Annotated in this window: 20 protein-coding genes and 1 riboswitch; of the genes, 2 read left to right on the forward strand and 18 right to left on the reverse strand. The window is 36.9% G+C overall.

The window, feature by feature from the left end; genetic code table 11:
• Positions 1-59: 59 nt before the first annotated feature.
• The gene (locus tag G4D63_RS08790; RefSeq protein WP_163179249.1) at positions 60-1139 is read right to left on the reverse strand and encodes a GerMN domain-containing protein; all 1080 of its coding nucleotides are present in this window, start codon (positions 1137-1139) and stop codon (positions 60-62) included.
• A 382-nt stretch (positions 1140-1521) separates the two neighbouring features.
• On the opposite strand from G4D63_RS08790, the gene G4D63_RS08795 reads away from it, so the two are divergent.
• Entirely contained in the window at positions 1522-2025 is a 504-nt protein-coding gene (locus tag G4D63_RS08795; protein ID WP_163179250.1) for a CBO0543 family protein, read from the forward strand.
• 83 nt (positions 2026-2108) lie between these two features.
• On the opposite strand, the gene racE is transcribed toward G4D63_RS08795, so the two are convergent.
• The 7 genes from racE to G4D63_RS08830 form a co-directional block, all read right to left on the reverse strand.
• Positions 2109-2909: a glutamate racemase gene (gene racE / locus G4D63_RS08800; RefSeq protein ID WP_163179251.1), complete on the reverse strand. Its 801-nt coding sequence runs from the start codon at positions 2907-2909 to the stop codon at positions 2109-2111.
• 9 nt (positions 2910-2918) lie between these two features.
• The gene (locus tag G4D63_RS08805) at positions 2919-3368 is read right to left on the reverse strand and encodes a MarR family winged helix-turn-helix transcriptional regulator (RefSeq protein ID WP_163179252.1); all 450 of its coding nucleotides are present in this window, start codon (positions 3366-3368) and stop codon (positions 2919-2921) included.
• Between the two features lie 172 nt (positions 3369-3540).
• Entirely contained in the window at positions 3541-3765 is a 225-nt protein-coding gene (gene gerE, locus G4D63_RS08810) for a spore germination transcription factor GerE (RefSeq protein ID WP_163179253.1), read from the reverse strand.
• Between the two features lie 120 nt (positions 3766-3885).
• Positions 3886-4362 (reverse strand): acyl-CoA thioesterase, encoded by a 477-nt coding sequence (locus G4D63_RS08815; protein ID WP_163179254.1) that lies wholly within the window; start codon positions 4360-4362, stop codon positions 3886-3888.
• 173 nt (positions 4363-4535) lie between these two features.
• Positions 4536-5297, reverse strand: coding sequence for a succinate dehydrogenase iron-sulfur subunit (sdhB, locus tag G4D63_RS08820; RefSeq protein WP_163179255.1), 762 nt, complete (start codon positions 5295-5297; stop codon positions 4536-4538).
• Position 5298: 1 nt separating this feature from the next.
• Positions 5299-7056, reverse strand: a complete 1758-nt coding sequence (gene sdhA / locus G4D63_RS08825; protein ID WP_163179256.1) for a succinate dehydrogenase flavoprotein subunit — start codon at positions 7054-7056, stop codon at positions 5299-5301.
• Between the two features lie 115 nt (positions 7057-7171).
• Positions 7172-7801, reverse strand: a complete 630-nt coding sequence (locus G4D63_RS08830; protein WP_163179257.1) for a succinate dehydrogenase cytochrome b558 subunit — start codon at positions 7799-7801, stop codon at positions 7172-7174.
• 377 nt (positions 7802-8178) lie between these two features.
• On the opposite strand from G4D63_RS08830, the gene G4D63_RS08835 reads away from it, so the two are divergent.
• Positions 8179-8631 (forward strand): YslB family protein, encoded by a 453-nt coding sequence (locus G4D63_RS08835; RefSeq protein ID WP_163179258.1) that lies wholly within the window; start codon positions 8179-8181, stop codon positions 8629-8631.
• Between the two features lie 294 nt (positions 8632-8925).
• On the opposite strand, the gene G4D63_RS08840 is transcribed toward G4D63_RS08835, so the two are convergent.
• The 10 genes from G4D63_RS08840 to G4D63_RS08885 all read right to left on the reverse strand — a co-directional run bounded on the left by G4D63_RS08840 (position 8926) and on the right by G4D63_RS08885 (position 21842).
• Complete coding sequence (locus G4D63_RS08840) at positions 8926-10158, reverse strand: aspartate kinase (protein ID WP_163179259.1); 1233 nt, start codon at positions 10156-10158, stop codon at positions 8926-8928.
• A gap of 201 nt (positions 10159-10359) precedes the next feature.
• Positions 10360-10539: riboswitch (Lysine riboswitch) on the reverse strand.
• Between the two features lie 80 nt (positions 10540-10619).
• A complete protein-coding gene (gene uvrC, locus G4D63_RS08845) occupies positions 10620-12395 on the reverse strand; it encodes an excinuclease ABC subunit UvrC (RefSeq protein WP_163179260.1) in 1776 nt (591 codons plus the stop codon).
• Positions 12396-12832: 437 nt separating this feature from the next.
• The gene (trxA, locus tag G4D63_RS08850) at positions 12833-13147 is read right to left on the reverse strand and encodes a thioredoxin (RefSeq protein ID WP_163179261.1); all 315 of its coding nucleotides are present in this window, start codon (positions 13145-13147) and stop codon (positions 12833-12835) included.
• A 192-nt stretch (positions 13148-13339) separates the two neighbouring features.
• A complete protein-coding gene (locus G4D63_RS08855; RefSeq protein ID WP_163179262.1) occupies positions 13340-14317 on the reverse strand; it encodes an electron transfer flavoprotein subunit alpha/FixB family protein in 978 nt (325 codons plus the stop codon).
• 46 nt (positions 14318-14363) lie between these two features.
• Positions 14364-15137, reverse strand: a complete 774-nt coding sequence (locus G4D63_RS08860; RefSeq protein ID WP_163179263.1) for an electron transfer flavoprotein subunit beta/FixA family protein — start codon at positions 15135-15137, stop codon at positions 14364-14366.
• An 82-nt stretch (positions 15138-15219) separates the two neighbouring features.
• Complete coding sequence (locus G4D63_RS08865; protein WP_163179264.1) at positions 15220-15993, reverse strand: enoyl-CoA hydratase; 774 nt, start codon at positions 15991-15993, stop codon at positions 15220-15222.
• Positions 15994-16033: 40 nt separating this feature from the next.
• Positions 16034-16630, reverse strand: a complete 597-nt coding sequence (locus tag G4D63_RS08870) for a TetR/AcrR family transcriptional regulator (protein ID WP_163179265.1) — start codon at positions 16628-16630, stop codon at positions 16034-16036.
• Positions 16631-16957: 327 nt separating this feature from the next.
• Positions 16958-18640: an AMP-binding protein gene (locus G4D63_RS08875; RefSeq protein WP_163179266.1), complete on the reverse strand. Its 1683-nt coding sequence runs from the start codon at positions 18638-18640 to the stop codon at positions 16958-16960.
• A gap of 417 nt (positions 18641-19057) precedes the next feature.
• The gene (locus tag G4D63_RS08880; RefSeq protein WP_163179267.1) at positions 19058-19468 is read right to left on the reverse strand and encodes a DUF350 domain-containing protein; all 411 of its coding nucleotides are present in this window, start codon (positions 19466-19468) and stop codon (positions 19058-19060) included.
• A 13-nt stretch (positions 19469-19481) separates the two neighbouring features.
• Positions 19482-21842, reverse strand: a complete 2361-nt coding sequence (locus tag G4D63_RS08885) for an endonuclease MutS2 (protein WP_163179268.1) — start codon at positions 21840-21842, stop codon at positions 19482-19484.
• Positions 21843-21844: the final 2 nt, after the last annotated feature.

Genomic DNA, 21844 nt, shown 5'->3' on the forward strand with positions numbered 1-21844 from the left:
TTGCCTATCCTCTTTTCTAGTATATGTCATTATTGGGGAGAAGCCAATAATACACCCTATTAGAATTCACCTGTATTAACCGTTTGTGGTCTTGTAACTGGTTCAGTAAGGTTTTCACCGGAGTCTGTTACCAGTTCTCCTTTACCGTTTACCTGAATTGCTACACTTTCAATGCCCTCTTGTTCAGTTAGTGATAAAACTAGAGAGTTAAGCACATGACTCGAAATCTGAGTTTGTTCTAAATTTGAGAAGATTGCCTCATTGAAATTAAGAGTAAGCACACCATCATTGTAAACTGGCTCAGAAAGTAGTTTTGCCTCTGAATTGAACTCAGTTAGCAAGCCTGAAATTAAACTTGGGCCTTGAACAAGCTCGTTCACTGTAGCTGCGATTTTATCACCACTGATTTCATTTACACGACGTGTAATGGGAACATAGTAAGTATTTTCTCCTTCTTGAGATAAGAAGTATAGAGTCACTAATTCACTCTTCATCACATCAACCACTTCTGAATTATCTACATTGATGCCGTCTGCACGACTTAATCCATCCATGATTGGAGTATTATTAACAGGCATTACATCTTGTTCATGACCGTTAACTTTAATTTTCACATTTTTCACTGAATCAAACTGAGTCAATGTCCATGTGATGGACTGAAGAATTTTCACTTCATCCTCTGCCTTATACTGTGTGAACTCCGGTGAAAAATCCACCACTAATGTCCCGTCTTCTAAAAGATTTGTAGACATTTCAGTGTCCGGTGGTAATACGGCTCTAAAGCCATCAGGTAGCATATTGTTTACCGGGCCACCATCAACTAAATATTGGAGTACTTGCTTTGCAGCACTTTCTGATTTTGGTAATTCAAATGTTTGTGGAACGACTAAGCCATTCGCATCGATTAGATAAAGCTCACGAGTTACCGTTTCAGCCATTACCTCGTCCTGATTATCAACTGCCACGCCTTCTTTATCAGTACCCTCTTCTACAGCTGTAGCATCATCTTCATAAGAAACAATTTGCGGAGGATCGATCTCCTGCGTAGCTTGTTCTCCCCCAAATAATCCACAACCAGAAAGCAATACTGAGGATGCAAGGACGGTTGTAACAATTTTTGCTTTTGGTAATTTAGACATTTCTATCCCTCCCAAGATGGTTTGTACTATCATGTATACGAGCCTACCTAACGATTTAGACCGCTTGTCATCATTTTTTTTTGGACAAAGTTAAAAATTAGGCTATGTTAAAGAACTTTGTTGATTTTTTGCAGTGTTGATTGAAGTGGAGGGATGCGAGACTCCTGCGAGAAAAGCGGTTTATGGGAGACCCCGCAGGAGCGCAAGCGACGAGGAGGCTCCCCAACCGCCCGCGGAAAGCGAGTATCACGCAACGGAAATCAACAGACCTGTTTAACAGAGCCAAAAATTAAGACGAGAATCCAAATATTCGTTGTTTTATCAAGCTGCTATACATAACTACAAACTAATATTGCAACAATAGATAGGAGGTGTTAAAAACGTGAATAAGAAAAGAAAATCCAATATTTCAAAAAGCTTTCTATTAATTTCCACTACAATCTGTCTAATTTTATTACCGTTTGCAATTGTAAAACGTCCTTTTAAGGATTGGGTAATTGTTTACTTGGTAAGTATTATTGGTAATTCTATGGCTGATCGATATCTAGTGTCAAAAGGTTATTTAAAATATAAGATAAGACCTTTTCCAAAAAAGTTAAAAATCCATTTACCATTTGATTACATTCAGTATCCTTTAATTCTGCTTTATTATAATCAATGGACTTTAAATAGCAGTCCAATTGGTTTGTTTTTCAAGATTTTTCCTTTTGTTATTCCTCAAGTCATTATAGAAACCATAGCCGCCAAAAAGACTGACCTCATTACATGGAAGCGTGGTTGGTCATGGTATCACTCGTTTATTAGTTTGGTCATTAAATTAGTACTCTGTAGGGGTATCATCGGTTTGATTAGAATAATTAATAGAGGAACACTTTCTATAAAATAGAACCCAGCAAAAATATTTTCAAAAAAACAAAAGGATGAAACCATGACGATTTCATCCTTAGAGACCCTATGAGTTATGAACACTTATGATAATGAAATCACTTTAATTTTATCAATAGTTTGCTGAAAAAGCTGATTAGCTACTTTTTGAAAGGCTTCCTTTGAGCCTGTTGTTAAAAATAAGTGATCATTACATGGTGTCTTACTATGATTGAGCAAACGATTATAATACAGGATTGTACTCACTTCTCTAGCCGTTTCAGATCCTGACGAAATAAGCTGAACCTGCTGGCCCATGACTTCTTGGATGATTGGGCTTAGAAGCGGATAATGTGTACAGCCAAGTATTAGAGTATCAATACTTTCACCGATTAAAGGAGATAGCTCATCGGCCACAATATCATAAACCTCTTCTGTTTCATAATCCCCGGATTCCACAATTGGAACAAAACGAGGGCATGCTAACATTTTTACGTGTAATTGACTGTTGATGGAAAGTAGAGCGTGTTCGTAAGCACGACTTTGAATCGTTCCTATTGTACCAATTACACCGATTTGCTTATTCTTTGTTACCTTAACCGCCGACCTTGCCCCTGGATAAATAACCCCAATTACAGGGATACTCAGACTATTTTGAATTTCTTCTAATACAGCTGCCGTGGCAGTATTACAAGCGATTACTAGCATTTTAATATCAAAGCTTTGCAAGTAATTTGTCATTTCCCATGTGAATTTCTTTACTTCATGAAGTGGCCTAGGTCCATATGGACACCTTGCCGTATCTCCTAAGTAAATAATCCTTTCCTTCGGTAGCTGCCTCATTATTTCTTTTGCAACTGTTAATCCACCGACACCTGAGTCAATGACCGCAATAGGTCTGTTCAAAAAATCGCCTCATTCTTTCATTTCATGATGTAATTTACCTAAAAGTTTTTCAAGAATGATAATTTCATCCTTAGAAAAGGAAGATAGTACTTCTGTTAAGTACCCTTGACGCTTGTCTATTACTTCTTCAATAATTCGCGCACCTTCTTCAAGTAAATGAATACGGACAACTCGACGATCATTTACATCTTTAACACGTACTACTAACTGATTCTTTTCCATACGATCAATTAGATCTGTTGTCGTACTACATGCAAGGTACATCTTATTAGAGAGTTCACCAATGGTCATATCTCCATTTTCGTGTAACCATTGCAATGCGACAAATTGGGGTGGAGTAATGGTATAATGATTTAAAATTTCTCGACCCTTTTGTTTAATAATAGCTGCAATATATCTTAACGATTTCTCGGTTTCACCCACAATGATGTTTAATTCATTATCTTGTTTTTGTACCATAACACTCTCCTCCTCGAAGATAGTCAAATTATCGGTTTTCTTTACTATTAAGTTTATTTTCTACTTTTTTTGACAAAATTTCAAGAGAAAGCTTTATAAATACCTTAAAATCTATTTGTTTACTTTGGTTTATGTAGAAAACCGGCTTCCTTTTTATGAAAGCCGGACATTTTTAAAGCTCTAGTTCCCCCATACGAAGTAGCTCTACAACAGCTTGTGAACGCCCCTTAACGCCAAGCTTTTGCATTGCATTGGAAATATGATTTCTTACCGTTTTTTCACTTATAAACAATTCTCCTGCAATATCCTTCGTTGTCTTATCTTGAACCAATAATTCGAAAACTTCTCTTTCTCTTTTAGTGAGCAATGGCTTTGGTTGAAAGTCTTTCTCCTTCAATTGATGTAACCCTCCTTGCTAGGTTCGAGCTGTATGTTGGGATGGTTATATATTAGTCACCATATACTATGTAGAGGAGTGGAGAGCTGTTACAACTTACTGCAAGGTAATTGAAAAATATCAGGTTCTAACTGGCTGTTTTTCTGAGGATTGATTATACAATAATTCCTTCCAGTGTTCCTTCCATTCCTCAGGTCTCCCAGTTTCCTTATTTATTTGCACAATTGTCCCTCTACCCGTATAGGCCACTGTCCCATTTTCTTTCTTCACTAAGTAATGAAGTTCAACTGACGTCCTTCCCACTTTGTTCATCTTTACAAACACTTGTAAAACATCATCAAAATAGATTTGTGAAAGATAATCACACTGGAGATCTGCTACGACAGGAATTAATTCACTGTCTCGGCTCATCCAATCCCTCATAATGCCAATTTTCTTAAAAAATTCAAGTCTTCCTTCTTCAAAATATGTAAATGCAGTCGTATTGTTCACATGACCGAACATATCGGTCTCAGCAAATCTCACTTTAATACGAATTGAAAAATTAAATTCATTTTTCCATTCCTCGAAATTACTTATATATGAAATGTTTTTCATTTAAAAGCCTCCTTTTTTGGTTAGAGGGAATTTTATGAGCTCCAGAACCTTGTTCTTCCCTGATTAACTTTTGATTAATATTATTCGAAGAAAACTGTTATTCAAAACCAGCGTATCAATAAAAAAAAGTCTCTTCATGACAAGCATGAAGAGACTTTTGCCTTATCTATGATTTATACTTCATCACTACCAAAGAAATTTCTGAACATCTGAACAGTTGTATCACGGTTTAAAGCAGCAATTGATGTAGTTAAAGGAATACCCTTTGGACAGGACTGAACACAGTTCTGTGAGTTACCACAGTTCGCAAGTCCACCGTCACCCATAATAGCTTCTAAACGTTCAGATTTATTCATGGAACCAGTTGGATGAGCATTAAATAAACGTACTTGTGATAATGGAGCAGGTCCAATAAAGTCAGAGTTGCTGTTTACATTAGGACACGCCTCTAGACATACACCACAAGTCATACACTTAGATAATTCATATGCCCATTGACGCTTTTTTTCAGGCATACGTGGTCCAGGCCCTAAGTCATACGTTCCATCGATAGGGATCCAAGCTTTTACTTTCTTAAGTGAATCAAACATACGGCTACGGTCAACCTGAAGGTCACGTACAACTGGGAATGTCTTCATTGGCTCAAGACGAATTGGCTGTTCTAATTGGTCAACTAGAGCAGTACAAGATTGTCTTGGCTTTCCGTTGATGACCATCGAACAGGCGCCACAAACTTCTTCTAGACAGTTCATATCCCAAGTAATAGGTGATGTTTCTTTTCCGTTAACATCGACTGGATTTCTCCGAATCTCCATAAGAGCAGAAATAACATTCATATTAGGACGGTAATCTAATTCAAACTCTTGTGAATAAGGGGTAGATTCAGGGCTATCCTGACGGCTAACAATAAAACGGACTTTTTTAGTTTCTGTCATTTTATTTTTCCCCCTCTTTTTTCTTTGAATAGTCACGCTTACGTGGCGCAATTAATGAAGTGTCAACTTCCTCGTAATGGAATTGTGGAGCACTTTCATCAAATTTAGCCATTGTTGTCTTTAAGAACTCTTCATCATTTCTTTCTGGGAATTCAGGCTTATAGTGAGCACCACGGCTCTCATTACGGTTAAGAGCACCAATTGTAATAACACGCGCTAAGTGTAGCATGTTTTCTAATTGACGTGTAAATGAAGCACCTTGGTTACTCCATTTTGCTGTATCATTGATATTGATATTTTGATAACGCTCTAATAATTCTTGAATCTTCTCATCTGTCTTCTGAAGCTTCGCGTTTGTACGAACAACTGTTACATTGTCAGTCATCCACTCCCCAAGCTCTTTGTGAAGTACATATGCATTTTCTTTTCCATCCATCGACATGATGTTTTGGATTCTTTCTTCTTCTTGCTTCACATAACGATCAAACACAGAAGAACTAATATCATCAGCTGATTTAGAAAGTCCGTTCATATATTCTACTGCTTTAGGACCAGCCACCATACCACCATAAATAGCAGATAATAGTGAATTGGCACCTAGACGGTTTGCACCATGCATAGAATAATCGCACTCACCAGCAGCAAATAGACCTGGAATATTAGTCATTTGATCGTAATCTACCCATAATCCACCCATAGAATAGTGAACAGCTGGGAAGATCTTCATTGGCACTTTACGCGGGTCATCACCCATGAACTTTTCATAAATCTCAATGATTCCACCAAGTTTAATATCAAGTTCTTTAGGGTCCTTGTGTGATAGATCAAGGTATACCATGTTTTCCCCATTAATACCAAGCTTTTGCTCCACACATACATCAAAGATTTCACGTGTAGCAATGTCACGTGGTACTAGGTTACCGTAAGCTGGATACTTTTCCTCAAGGAAATACCATGGCTTACCATCCTTATACGTCCACACTCGTCCACCCTCACCACGAGCAGATTCACTCATTAAACGTAGCTTATCGTCTCCTGGAATAGCAGTTGGGTGAATCTGAATAAATTCTCCGTTTGAATAGTAGGCACCTTGTCGGTATACGATTGCCGCTGCAGAACCTGTATTGATTACAGAGTTTGTTGATTTACCAAAGATAATTCCAGGACCACCAGTTGCCATAATAACGGCATCAGCAGGGAATGATTTAACTTCCATAGATGTTAAATTTTGAGCAACAACACCTCGACAAACACCCTCGTCATCAAGTACTGATCCTAAAAACTCCCAACCTTCATACTTCTGAACTAATCCTGCTACTTCATAACGACGAACTTGCTCGTCTAATGCATAAAGTAATTGTTGACCAGTTGTAGCACCAGCAAATGCTGTACGGTGATGCTGTGTACCACCAAAGCGACGGAAATCTAAAAGTCCTTCCGGTGTACGGTTAAACATAACACCCATACGGTCCATTAAGTGAATAATTCCTGGTGCTGCTTCAGCCATTGCTTTTGCTGGAGGTTGATTTGCTAAGAAATCCCCACCATAAACTGTATCATCAAAGTGTTCCCATGGTGAATCTCCCTCACCCTTTGTATTAACTGCACCATTAATACCACCCTGTGCACAAACTGAGTGAGAACGTTTTACGGGTACTAGTGAAAATAAATCTACTGATACTCCAGCCTCTGCTGCTTTAATAGTTGCCATTAGACCTGCAAGGCCTCCACCAACCACTATAATTTTCCCTTTACTCATTTTGACTCACTTCCTTTATGGAATCTTTTTAGCATCCAACTTTTATTTAGTTCCGTCCAAAAAGATAATATTGTAAAATTATTATTCTACTAGCCGTCTTTAAACTACAAAGCTATTAAAGGTTAGCTAGATCAGGATTAATAAATGCAAAAATTGCTCTAAGACCTATAACTGTTAGAACGATGAAAACTCCAAGTGTAAAGTAAGTTGAGATCACTTGTGAACGTGGTGTAACTGTGATTCCCCAGCTAACGAAGAATGACCAAAGTCCATTAGCGAAATGGAAAGTAGTAGCAACAACACCTACAATGTAAAACACAAGCATAAATGGATTAGTTAAAATTGCCTCCATCATTTGGAAATTTACTTCTTGCCCAAATGCTGCAGCAATCCTGGTCTCCCACACATGCCATACAACAAAGATTAACGTGATTACTCCAGTAACACGCTGAGCCATGAATAACCAGTTTCTTAAATAACCATAGTTACTCACATTGTTTTTAGCAGTAAAAGCGATATAAAGTCCGTATACTGCATGATAAATTAATGGTAGAAAAATAACTAATGCTTCTAATGCATAACGAAATGGTAATGATTCCATAAAATGTGCAGCTTTATTAAAAGCTTCAGCACCTTCTGTTGCAAAATGATTGACTCCTAAGTGTGTAATCAAAAACACACCTACGGGAATAACCCCGAGTAATGAATGCAATCTGCGGTTAAAATACTCACGATTTCCAGCCATGTTTTACCCCCCTTGAAAAGTTACAACTAAGTCGATCGTATAAAAGAATTTAAAATGAAACCCTTTGCAAATTATTTCAGTAGAATGAAAGAATTCACCATGTTTATTTTACTCTTAGGTCTAATTCGAGTCAAGAAAACGCTACAAAATAACATTGTTTTCTCTACTAAAAATCTATTACTTGAAAATGATTTTAGCATTAAAAATAAATCCTTGATAGTTGAAATTGTTGAGTATTGCTCCAATTTATGTAATATAATAATGCTTGTGGATTAATACGCTTATATAGTTTGCATGATATGAGTTCACATTTTCCCTAAATTTAAAGCAAGCGACTTGAAACGAATCAACCATATAAAAGAAAGAGAGAGGATAGAATGAAACAATCTTCAGTAAAAGACCAACTTTCTCAATTTGAGCATTTACATACATCAGGCATTGCTTATGAACTAATACGTGAGATCCTGATTCCTGACTTGTTAGGACAGGAGCTTCCATCAATACTTTACTGGTCAGGTAAGAATATAGCGAGAAAATATCCTCTTTCAACAATTGAAGAAATCATACAATTTTTTAAAGACGCTGGATGGGGTGAATTATCCATCCTAGAGCAAAAATCATCAGAAATTCAATTTGAACTATCTGGTGATTTTATAACAGCGAGAAATCAATCAAGAAAAGGTGTTAGTTACCAGCTAGAAGCAGGCTTTATTGCACAACAAATCGAGTTTATACAACAAATGCTAACAGAGGCATTCGAAGAACAGAAAAAGCGCCACAACAAGGTCCTATTTACTGCTAGATGGGATAAGAAGGACCCATTAATATAAGTTGTTTTAAACTAACATTGCCTGGAAAAGTTCTTCTTGGCTTTTATCAATTAACAAGGCTCTTTTCTAAAAGTTTGTTGCTGTCTAATCAAATGTCTCAAATGATTCACCCTTTATAGTCCTTTAATCATCAGTTTTACTGGTTAGAAAAGAGCACCTCTCTCGATTTAAGGCAGAAGACATTATACTTGCAAGTAAAAATCCGGCATTTGGGATTTTTACGAAAGCAACAATCTATACGAAAACAGTCATTAACAAAAAGTAGACCTGTCACTTAGAACAGGTCTTTTGTCATTATACGGTTTGTTCAACATTCGCTTCTAATTTAAATGCAGCATGAAGAGCTTCAACAGCCTTCAACATATAAACATCCTCTACCACAGTCGAGACCTTAATTTCCGATGTACTTACCATTTTGACTTGAATCTCATTTGCAGCTAACACTTCAAACATCTCTGCCGCAACACCTGGATTAGATATCATCCCCGAACCAACGATGGAAACCTTTGCAAGTCCACTTTCATGTTCAATAGATTCAAAACCAAGATTTTCCTTGTTAGCAGCAAGGACTGCTAAAGTCTCATCAAGATCAACTGTTTGAATTGAAAAGGATATATTCGTTGTATTAGCACTTGTCATGCTTTGAATAATGATATCCACATTAATTCCATTTTTTGCAAGCGTAGTGAAAATGGTTGATAAAGAGTGTAGACCGTTTGTTACACCAATTACAGTTACTCTTGTAATTTCCTTATCAAAAGCTATACCTCTAACGACTAGATTATTTTCCATGGATACTTCCTCCTCAACTCTTGTTCCGTTTTCAATTTCCATACTTGAGCGAACTTCTAGTGGGATTGCGTAGTTTTTGGCAAACTCAACAGCTCTTGGATGTAAGACCCCTGCACCTAAGTTAGCCAGTTCTAACATTTCATCATAAGAGACAGAATGAAGTTTTCTCGCTGATTTAACATAGCGAGGATCCGTTGTAAATACACCGGTAACATCCGTATATATATCGCATTTGTCAGCTTGTAATGCAGCAGCAATTGCAACAGCAGTTGTATCTGATCCACCTCTACCTAAGGTCGTGATTTCTGCCTCAGATGCAATACCTTGGAATCCAGCTACAATCACTACATTTCCTGCATTTAAAAGTTCTAACATTCTCGTGTTATCAATATCAACGATTCTTGCATTACCATGAATGGCTTCAGTTTTAATACCAGCTTGCCAACCAGTTAGTGAAACTGCCTGTTGCCCTTGAGCTTGAAGTGCCATCGCAAGAAGCGATATAGAGATTTGTTCACCAGTAGTAAGCAGCATGTCCATTTCACGCTTACTAGGATTCTTAGATAACTGAGTTGCTAAACTTACTAATTCATCAGTCGTTTTCCCCATTGCAGAAACAACCACAACAACCTGGTTCCCTCTAGAAACCTCTTGAATCACACGGTTAGCTACATTTTGAATTCTTTCAACAGAGCCTACTGATGTTCCACCAAATTTTTGAACAATGATCCCCACATATCTCATCCTCTTCTGTTTATTTCAATTAAGTACAACACTGTTAGATTAATACAAAAAAATTGACTAGTTTAACGATTTGGTTAGCTATTTATGGTTACATCTTTTAAGAAATTAATGACGCTCATCTAACAGATTAAAAACAAAAAAAAGCAATGAGAGTATCTCATTGCTTGAACGGATTTAGTTAGACGTTCTCGCGAGTGAGATAGCTCTCCAAACAGAAAACTGTTTGACAATCTTGTATCTCTTAAATACAAGACCAGCAAAGGAGTTATGAGAATTCCCCTACTTCGGCGACGCTCCCCTTTCCATAATTATCACTAGAGCCTCATACTCTTCTAATTACGTACTATTGAAGTTCGCACCTCTACCTTCACTTCAACATTCTGAAGTGTATATGAAATTAAAACCTATTTTAACAGACGTAATCCTTTTACACAACGAAAATTTTCAAATCATTACTCCTCATTCATCTTATTTACAATTAATTGAGCAGTAGGTTTTGGAATTCCAATTATAACAAGTTCATCAACAGATGCTTCTTTCATTTTTTTAACAGAACCAAAATGTTTTAATAGGGATTTCTTTCGCTTCTCTCCAACTCCTGGGATATCATCTAAGATAGATTGAAAGACGTTCTTGCTACGCAATTGACGATGAAATGTAATAGCGAACCGATGCACTTCATCTTGGATTCTCTGTAATAAATAAAATTCCTGACTATTTCTTTCTAAGGGAACAAAATCAATTGGATCTCCTATCATTAATTCTGAAGTTCTATGTTTATCGTCTTTAACTAAGCCTGCAATCGGGATCTCTAATCCAAGCTCATTTTCAAGAACATCTCTTGCAGATGCAAGGTGGCCTTTACCACCATCAATTATGATAAGATCTGGTAAAGGTAGATTCTCCTTTAAAATTCTAGAGTATCTTCTTCTAACAACTTCTCTCATAGAAGCATAATCATCTGGTCCCTCTACACTTTTGATTTTGTATTTCCTATAATCTCGTTTCTCAGGTTTACCATCAATAAATGTAATCATGGCAGAAACAGGATTCGTCCCTTGAATATTTGAGTTATCAAAAGCTTCAATTCTGTAAGGTGTAGAGATCCCAAGTTTTACTCCAAGGTTCTCTACCGCCTTAATGGTCCTCTCCTCATCACGCTCAATTAGTGAGAATTTCTCTTGCAATGCAATTGTTGCATTTTTACAAGCTAAATCAACAAGTTCCTTCTTTTTACCCTTTTTTGGCTGGTGAACAGTAACCTCTAAAAGTTGCTCAACTAAATCCTTCTCCACATGATCAGGTAAGAGAATTTCCTTCGGTTTGAAGTGATGATTCTCAGCATAAAACTGCCCAAGGAAAGTAGTAAACTCCTCAACTGGATCTGCATAAACAGGAAATAGAGAAACATCTCTCTCAATTAATTTTCCTTGTCTAATAAAAAAGACCTGAACACACATCCATCCCTTATCATACGAAAAACCAAATACATCCCGATCAACCAAATCTGTCATCATCATCTTTTGCTTTTCCATTGTTGCTTCGATATGTGCAATTTGATCACGGTATTCTTTTGCTCTCTCAAAGTCCATTTCTTCTGAAGCTTGTAACATTTTATCAGTCAAGTTTAGTTTAACTTCTTTATAACCACCATTTAGAAATCGTGCAATTTCTTCCACCATATCTTTATTTTGATCATCTGTTACTTCATTCACACAAGGGGCCAAGCATTGCCCAATATGGAAGTATAAACACACCTTAGTTGGCAAGGTAGCACATTTACGTAGGGGATATATTCGGTCAAGAACCTTTTTCGTTTCATTTGCTGAGTAAACGTTTGGGTACGGTCCAAAATATTTCCCTTTATCCTTTTTCACTTGTCTTGTAATAATTAATCTTGGATGTTTTTCATTTGTTATCTTAATAAAAGGATAACTTTTATCATCTTTTAAGTTGATATTATATTTAGGGTTATGTTTTTTTATTAAGTTTATCTCTAGTATAAGTGCTTCTATATCAGATGATGTGACTATATATTCGAAGTCATCTATTTCACTAACTAAGCGTAAAGTCTTACCATCATGGGAGCCGGTAAAATATGATCGCACTCTATTTTTTAATACCTTTGCTTTCCCAACATAAATTATAGTTCCTTGCCGATCCTTCATTAAATAACAACCAGGCTGATCTGGTAAAACAGCGAGTTTCTCCTTTAATAAACCATTCATCAAGTACGACCTCCCCTCTACTCTTTTCGTATTGTATCATGATTTTAGTTATTTAACTTCTATTAGAAAAACTTGGCTCAGTCATCTCTTCTGTCGAACACAATGCTTCGACATCATTTCCCAAGAAATATTAAAAATTAATATTAATAATTTGTCGTAACATGAATGGAATTAGCCTATTTAAAGACCATTTGGAAAAGTATGATGTAGTGCGGTAATAAGGTGGTGAGGATAAGTTTCTCAAGAAAAAAGGGGAATACTTCCATAATGTGAGTATAACTTCATATGCATGGGAGTTACTTTTGAACAAATAGATTGCTCTTTTAGAGAATCCCATCTGTGTTACAAGTGTGAGGCTATTGGTGCGAAGTGATAATTTAGAAATGATTTTAATACATAGAAAAGCACCCCTAATGGAGTGCCTATTGATAGTTATATTATACGTGTTTTTCTAATACTTCTGCTAATGCATCTTTTGGTTGGAATCCAATTACTTTGTCAACAACTTCACCATTCTTGATCACAAGTAGAGTTGGAATACTCATTACTCCATATTGACTAGCTGTCTCAGGATTTTCATCGATATCTAGCTTTACGATTTTAACCTTATCTCCCATTTCACCATCTAATTCTTCAAGAACTGGTGCAATCATCTTACAAGGTCCACACCAAGGTGCCCAGAAGTCTGCTAATACAAGACCTTCACTTGTTTCAGATGAAAAGTTCTGGTCATTCACGTTTGAAATTGCCATTATAATTCCTCCTAATGTTCAACTGCAATAATTCCCCCTACTACTAGAGTAGAAGGTTCTAGTTATAACCAAAGTATACCATTACAGTATATGACTGGCTAATATTTTGCTCAAGTATAATCTGCCCATATAAAAATGTTTTCATCCTTTAAAAAATGATAAAAAGCCGCTAAAGTTAGCGGCCTCTTCTTATTATGAATGAACTTTTAATTTCTTAAATTCTTCTGTTAATATTGGTAGCACTTCAAATAAATCCCCAACGATTCCGTAATCTGCAACTTTAAAGATATTAGCCTCTGGATCTTTATTGATTGCTACAATTACTTTGGAGTTTGACATACCAGCCAAATGTTGAATAGCTCCAGAGATTCCGCATGCAATATACAAGTCAGGAGTTACAACTTTACCAGTTTGACCAATTTGTAGTGAGTAATCACAATACTCAGCATCACACGCTCCACGGGAAGCACCAACAGCACCACCTAAGACATCTGCAAGCTCCTTCAATGGGTTAAAGCCATCTTCACTCTTAACTCCACGTCCACCTGCAACAACAACCTTTGCTTCTGATAAGTCAACTCCCTCAGATGCCTTACGAACCACTTCCTTCACGATTGTACGTAGATCCTTGATTTCTACAGAAAGTGAAGTCACTTCACCAGTACGAGAAGAGTCCTCTTGCAATGGTGCAACGTTATTTGGACGGATTGTCGCGAAAATTAGTCCGTCTGTAACAACCTTTTTCTCAAATGCTTTCCCTGAATAAATCGGACGAGTGAAGACAATATTTCCTCCAGCAACTTCAACATCCGTTACATCTGATACAAGACCTGATTGTAATTTAGCTGCAACTTTTGGTGATAAGTCTTTACCTAGTGCAGTATGTCCAAATACAATTGCCTCTGGCTTTACTTCATCTACCGCTGCTAATACAGCTTGTGAGTATCCATCTGGAGTGTACGCACTTAGCTTCGCATCCTCAACAGTAACCACAGAATTTGCTCCAAAATGAATCATCTTATTAGCTAATGAGCTTACCTCTTCTCCAACTAATAGAGCAACCACTTCTCCACCCTCAGCGATTTGTGTAGCTGCACCAATTGCTTCGAAAGATACGTTTCTTAGTCCACCATCGCGGACTTCACCTAATACAAGAACTTTTCTAGCCATTTATATTACCTCCTTGAACAATTATAAGTAAGTTTTTGATAGTCTATTAAACTACTTTAGCTTCAGTATGAAGTAGTGCAACAAGCTCTTTCACTTGATCTTCTAGTTCACCTTCTAGAACTTTACCAGCTTCCTTTTTAGGCGGTAGGAAAATCTCGATTGTTTTTGTTTTAGCTTCTACATCATCTTCTTCTAAATCAAGGTCATCTAACTCTAATTCCTCAAGTGGCTTCTTTTTCGCCTTCATGATACCTGGTAGTGAAGGATATCTTGGCTCATTTAAACCTTGTTGAGCTGTTACTAGAACAGGTAGAGATGTTTCAATAACTTCTGAATCTCCTTCTACGTCACGCTCAATTCGGACTGATGTTCCATTCACTTCAAGCTTTGTAATTGTCGTAACATAAGGGATATTAAGTAGCTCTGCTAAACGTGGTCCTACTTGTCCTGAACCACCATCAATTGCTACGTTACCACCTAAGATGATATCAACTTCTTTATCCTCAAAGAATTTTGCAAGAACAGTAGCAGTTGTAAATTGATCGCCATTCTCTACATCATCTTCAATATTAATTAATACTGCCTTGTCTGCTCCCATTGCTAAAGCTGTACGGAGTTCTTTCTCTGAATCTTCTCCACCAACAGTTACAACTGTAACTTCGCCATCATTAGCATCACGAAGTTGAATCGCTTCTTCAATTGCATACTCATCATAAGGGTTAATAATAAATTCTGCCCCATCCTCAGCAATTCTTCCGTTTGACAAAGCAATTTTTTCTTCAGTATCAAAAGTTCTTTTCATAATTACATAAATGTTCATTGTTTTACCTCCTCGGGATTTTGCATTATTTTAAGGTTATTTATCATTTCGATGATTCAGATAATTTTATATAAATTTTTAATTATCTACCTTTGAATACAGGTTCACGCTTTTCCACAAATGCTGCAATACCTTCTTTTCCATCTTCCGAATCAAAGGCTTCCCCAAACAATTTAGCTTCTAGTTTAACGCCTTCATAGAAGCGATCTGATTTTGAGAAGTTAAGTAATTGAAGTGTTGACTTTACGGCAACAGGACTCTTTCTTGCAATCTTGTTTGCTAGTTTAAGAGATTCTTCTAACAAAGACTCCTCAGGAACAGCACGGTTAGCAAGTCCTAACTTTACAGCGTCAACCCCACTTACTGGATCACTAGTCAAAAGCAATTCAGCCGCTTTGGGTTGCCCAACTAATCGAGCGAGACGTTGCGTTCCAGCAAATCCTGGAATCAATCCTAACTGTAATTCTGGTAATCCTAATTTCGCATTTTCAGTAACAATTCGGATGTGACATCCCATTGCTAATTCAAGACCTCCACCTAATGCTGCACCATGAATTGCCGCAATAATAGGTTTTGGGAAACTTTCCATTCTCTCAAACAAGTCTTGACCATATGAAGAAAGTTGTTCAAAAGCCTCTCCATCTGGAACTGATGTGAACTCTTTTATATCTGCTCCGGCTGAGAAAAAGCGACCTTCACCATGAATTAATAAAACACGAACTTCTTCGGAATGTTCAACTTCATCCAAGACTGTTGAAAGCTCTTTCAAAACCTTAGATGATAAAGCATTTGCTGGAGGACTATTTAAGGTAATTACACCAACAAAGTCTTTTACTTCTATTTTAAAAACTTCCAAAGTGACACCCCCTGTACAATAATCATTATACTCTCTCGTCCTATTGTTTAGAATGAGAGTATCCACATCCGTTTATAAGTAATTGATGAACCGGCTCAATTAAATGTGTCAGGTTATATTTTTGTTCATTCATAACCCAACTAGTGATCGTTTCATCGATGGTTCCAAATATCATCTGTCTAGCTAATCTAACGTCTAAGTCAGTTCTAAACTCACCACTCGTCATACCAGTCTTAACGATGTGATCAATCACACCTAGATAGCCTTTTAAGACATCATTGATTCGATATCGTAATTCTTTGTTTGATTGCCTAAGCTCTAACTGGGTAACAATGGCTAAGTGATAGTCTGATGCTAAATTTTCAAAATGCAGTTTTACAAGACGATATAATTTATCAGCTGCATTAGGAATTTCTGTTATTTCTGTTTCTAATCTTTCAACAAATGAACCCATTTTTTCTTCAAATAAAGAAACAAGGATATCCTCTTTGTTCTTAAAGTACAGATAGATTGTCCCATCCGCAACACCGGCTGTTTTAGCAATTTTAGAAACCTGTGCTTGATGGTATCCGTTTTCCGCTATAACGATAACAGCAGCGTCAATTATTTGCATATACTTTGGTTTATTTCGTTTCAATTGACTTTTCTCCCTTGTTAGCTTTATATAAAAGCTAAAAATGAATGACCATTCATTCATGAGTTTATTTTAAATGACATATGGTTTACTGTCAAGTGATGTTAATCGATAAAGTGCAACTTCAATCAGTGGGGGTTTTCCTCATCCCCACTGATTGTTAGTTGAACCAATCGGGCTTTTACGGGCAGTTTTCCCCCTACCTAAGCTTCTCGATAAGAAAAGATTAACTAGATGCAGGTGTTTTAAAGTGGGATTACTGCCCGTTAATGCGGGGTAAATAGTAGCCTTTTAAAGGAAGTTTTCCTTTCCTTTAAAAGGCTATTATTTTTACTGTATCTTTGATAGCTTTTCTTTTTCTTCCTCAACAAGAGTTCTTCTTAGAATTTTCCCTACTGCAGTCTTAGGTAGTTCTTTTCTAAATTCATAGATTCTTGGAACTTTATAGGCTGCTAAGTGCTTTCTTACATACGTATTTAATTCTTCTTCTGTACAAGTAATTCCTTCTTTTAGTACGATGTATGCCTTAACAGTTTCCCCACGATATGGATCAGGTATTCCAGCAACTACAGCTTCCTGTATCTTCTTATTTTCATAAAGAACTTCTTCTACTTCTCTTGGATAAATATTAAAACCACCAGCGATAATCATATCTTTTTTACGATCAACGATATAGAAATATCCGTCTTCATCCATATAACCAAGATCACCTGTATAAAGCCAGCTATCTTTTAACACTGCCTCTGTTTCTTCGGCCTTATTCCAGTATCCCTTCATCACTTGAGGACCTTTTACAATGAGCTCACCGATTTCTTTCGGCTCCGCTTCTTCTCCGGTCTCCATCGAAAGAATTTTGGCATCTGTATCTGGCCATGGCACTCCAATACTACCATTTACTCTTTTCTCCCATAAGTTATTGGAGTGAGTAACAGGGGAAGCTTCCGTAAGTCCATAACCCTCAACCAATTTACCACCTGTCACTGCTTCAAACTCTTGTTGAACCTCTAAAGGTAATGGTGCAGAACCACTTATACAACACTCGATGGATGAAAGATCATAATCTTTAATGTTTGGATGATTTAATAGCGCAACATAGATAGTTGGTGCACCTGGAAACAAGGTTGGTTTATGCTTTTGGATTGTTTTTAATGTCGTTTCCGCATCAAACTTCGGTAGTAGAATCATCTCGAATGCTTGCATGATTGATAAGTTCATAACCGTTGTCATTCCATATACATGGAAGAATGGAAGAATCCCTAACACTTTTTCTTCGCCTTTTTTGCACTTATACATCCAGCTAGAACACATTAATGTATTCGCTACTAAGTTCTCATGAGTAAGCATAACACCTTTAGGAAATCCAGTTGTTCCACCCGTGTACTGTAGCAATGCTAAATCTTCCTTTGGATTGATGTTCAACTGTATATATTCAGCTTTACTTGTAGCTAAGATTTTTGTTAACAAATGATTTGCACCTTGATGCTCAACCTTTACTACTACTCCGTGTTCCTTCTTTTGAATAAATGGATAGACTAGGTTTTTTGGGAATGGTAGATAGTCTTTAATACCCGTAACAATAACATGTTCAATCGCAGTAACGCTCTTCACCTTTCGAACACGTGGATACAATAAGTCTAAACAAAGGATAATCTTGGCCTTTGAATCATTTAATTGATATTCAAGCTCTCTTTCCATATATAACGGATTTGTTTGAACGACGATTCCACCAGCTAACAACGTAGCATAATAGCCGATTACAGCTTGAGGACAATTCGGCAGCATAATAGAAACTCGATCGCCTTTTTCTAGACCAATTTTTTTGAAATAGTTAGCAAGCTTTAATGACTGTTCATATAGCTGTTCAAATGTCAGCTCTTTACCCAGAAAATGAAGCGCTTTCTTTTTAGGGTATTCTTTTGCTGTTTCTTCTAAAAACTGATGGATTGTCTTACCTTCGTAAGATATTGAATGAGGGATTTCTGTGGGGTAATTTTTCAACCATGCCTTGTTCATTTGTAGTTCCTCCTCTAGGCTTTCTTCTCCTTATTATAGTACACGATTATTTTTGTGACAATTAGAATAAATTAAAATATTCAGAAATGCTTCTAGAATGCATGTCCTATCAGGTTTTCACTCATACAATTTATCACGATAAGGCTCGTATTTTATTTTATAAATAAAGTTTTTAGTTGAAGGTCACCTAATGAAAGAGCAAAAAAAAAGAGACTATAAATAGTCTCTGAAATATTTGTGTTATAGAACAATGTTAATACTAAACAAAGGTGATGATTTTATAAAGGAACGTGATTTCTTTCAGGAAAATCACCCCAAAAACCTAAGTATTAAAGATCATATAAATAACTCCTATTAGCATAAAGACACCACAGAGGGCTATCAAAATCTTAGCTAAAGTTTCCATTCATTCTCTCCTTACTCTCCTATTCCAGCACCAACTACAAAAGATAGACCAATTGAAATCATCATGGAAATGAACCCGACTGCACGGTTATCTTTTTCTATTTCCTCATCAATTCGAAATTTAGGTGTTAGGAATTCGAAAATGAAATAACCGATCAAGAGTAAAACAAATCCAAATACTCCCCATCCAATCATCGTAAATAATGTATCATGATTCTCTATAGAATAACGAAATATGTTAGCAATTCCAAATATTTTCCCACCCGTTGCCATGGCCACAGCTAGATTCCCTTGCTGAATTTGTTCTAGATTCTTATACTTAGTTACAAGCTCTAAGATCGTTAAAAATAAAACAGCACACAACACTGCTACACTGTAATACGCCGCGGTCTGGATATATACATTTTCCCAAAAATCGTTCAATTGAGATCTCCCCTTACTTAAACTCAATAATGGTAACTCCAGTTCCACCTTCTGACGCTTCCCCATAACGTGCCTTTTTAACGGAGCGATGATTTTTTACATATTCTTGAACTCCTTGTCTGAGAGCACCAGTCCCTTTACCATGAATAATGGATACACGAGGATAGCCAGCAAGTAGTGCATCGTCGATATATTTCTCCACTCGAAGTAGTGCATCCTCGAACCTTTCTCCTCTTAGATCAAGTTCTAGCTTTACATGAGAGTCGATACCTCTAACTGTTGCTAAAGGCTTTGTTTCAACAGGCTTTGGCCTACTAATATACTCAAGGTTTTTCTCTTTTACTTTCATTTTCATGATACCTATTTGAACTTGCCATTCGTCTTTACTAACCTGGTCAATTAAATGTCCTTTTTGGTTTAATGATAAGACATTAACTTCATCACCAGGGTGAAGTTTCTGCTTATTAGCACTTTTTTGTGTTGTTGTCTTTTTATTAGTAGTTAGCTGTGGAGTGGCTCCCTCTAACCTTTTTCTTGCTTCAATTAATTCGTGGTCTTTAATACTTGCATATTGTTGCTTTTGCATCTTCCGTAAATCTTGAATGATTTCTTCAGCTTCTTGTTTAGCTTTTTCTATGGATGAAGCTGCTTTCTGTTCTGCTTTTTCATACATGCGATCGCGCTTTTCATTAAATTCAATGATTTGTCGTTGTAGCTCTTTATGAAGTTCTTCGGCATCCTTTCTGATATGTTCCGCTTCTTCCATATCAGTTTCTGCCTTTCTTCGATTCTCTTCAAGTGATGCAATCATGTTTTCGACCTGATTGCTCTCAGCGCTAATATGATTTTTAGCATTTTCGATCACACTTTGATTGAGCCCTAATCGTTTAGAAATTTCAAACGCATTGCTTCGCCCTGGAACACCTATCAATAATTTATAGGTTGGACTTAAGGTTTCCACATTAAATTCTACACTTGCGTTTACTACACCATCACGATTGTAGCCATAAGCCTTTAGTTCTGGATAGTGGGTAGTAGCAATAACTCTTGCACCTCTCCGATATACCTCATCTAAAATTGAAATAGCAAGTGCTGCTCCCTCCTGAGGATCCGTTCCAGCCCCAAGTTCATCAAATAGTACAAGACTATCTCCATCCACCTTTTTTAAAATATCAACAATATTAACCATGTGGGAGGAGAAGGTACTTAAACTTTGCTCAATTGATTGCTCATCACCAATATCAGCATAAACAGCTTTAAAGATTCCCATCTCAGATCCATCTAATGCAGGTAACTGTAATCCGGACTGTGCCATTAGCGTAAATAATCCTACTAGCTTTAACGTTACAGTCTTTCCTCCAGTATTGGGTCCTGTTATTACTATACTAGTGAAGTCACGTCCTAGCTCCACATCGTTAGGCACAACCTCATCTTTTGGAATAAGTGGATGCCTCGCCTTTAGTAGCTTTATATAACCAGAATTATTTAACTTCGGTTTAGAGGCTTTTATCTTCTGACTATAGGCACCTTTAGCAAACATAAAATCAATCTCTGCCAAAACAGCTATATTTTCCAGAATTGAATCAGCTTCCACCGCTACTTCTTGCGAGAGTTCAGATAAAATTCTCTCCACTTCTTGCTTTTCCTTGAACTTTGTTTCGTTTAAAGAGTTGTTAATATCAACAACCGATTGTGGCTCTATAAACAAAGTAGCACCTGAAGCTGACTGATCATGCACCATTCCACCAAAAGCACCTCTATATTCTTGCTTTACTGGAATGACAAAACGGTCGTTTCTAATGGTGATAATCGCATCAGATAGCATTTTTTGTGTGGACGTTGAACGAATCATGTTTTCTAGCTTTTCTCTCGCTCTTGATTCAAGTGTCTTAAGCTGACTTCGAAGTGACTTAAGCTTGTCACTTGCTCCATCTAATACTTCTCCACTTTCACCAATACAGAAATTTATTTTCCTTTCTAAATCAAGTAAGATAAAGAGTCTATTGGCGTAACCCTCAAGAAATGGAATCGTAAGTTCCTCTTCAACTAGGTCTTGAACGAACTTCTTCATTTGTCTACTAGCGTATAAAGTACTAGTTATATTTAGAAGTTCATGTGGACTTAGGATGCTCCCTATTTTAGCTCGCTTTGCATATGGACGAACATCAAATATTCCACCTAATGGTACATTTCCCTTAAGTCTTAGAACAGTTGACGCTTCATCCGTTATATTTTGCCACTCCACAGCCTCTTCATAGGAGGTAGTCGGAAATAGATTCTCTACCTTTTCTTTTCCAAGGGATGAAGAAGCGTGTTTTATGAGCTGTTCTTTTACCTTTGTAAATTCTAACACTTTTAATGTCCGGTCAAGCATTT

Origin of the sequence: Bacillus mesophilus (genome assembly GCF_011008845.1) — a bacterium.
Taxonomy (GTDB): Bacteria; Bacillota; Bacilli; order Bacillales; family SA4; genus Bacillus_BS; species Bacillus_BS mesophilus.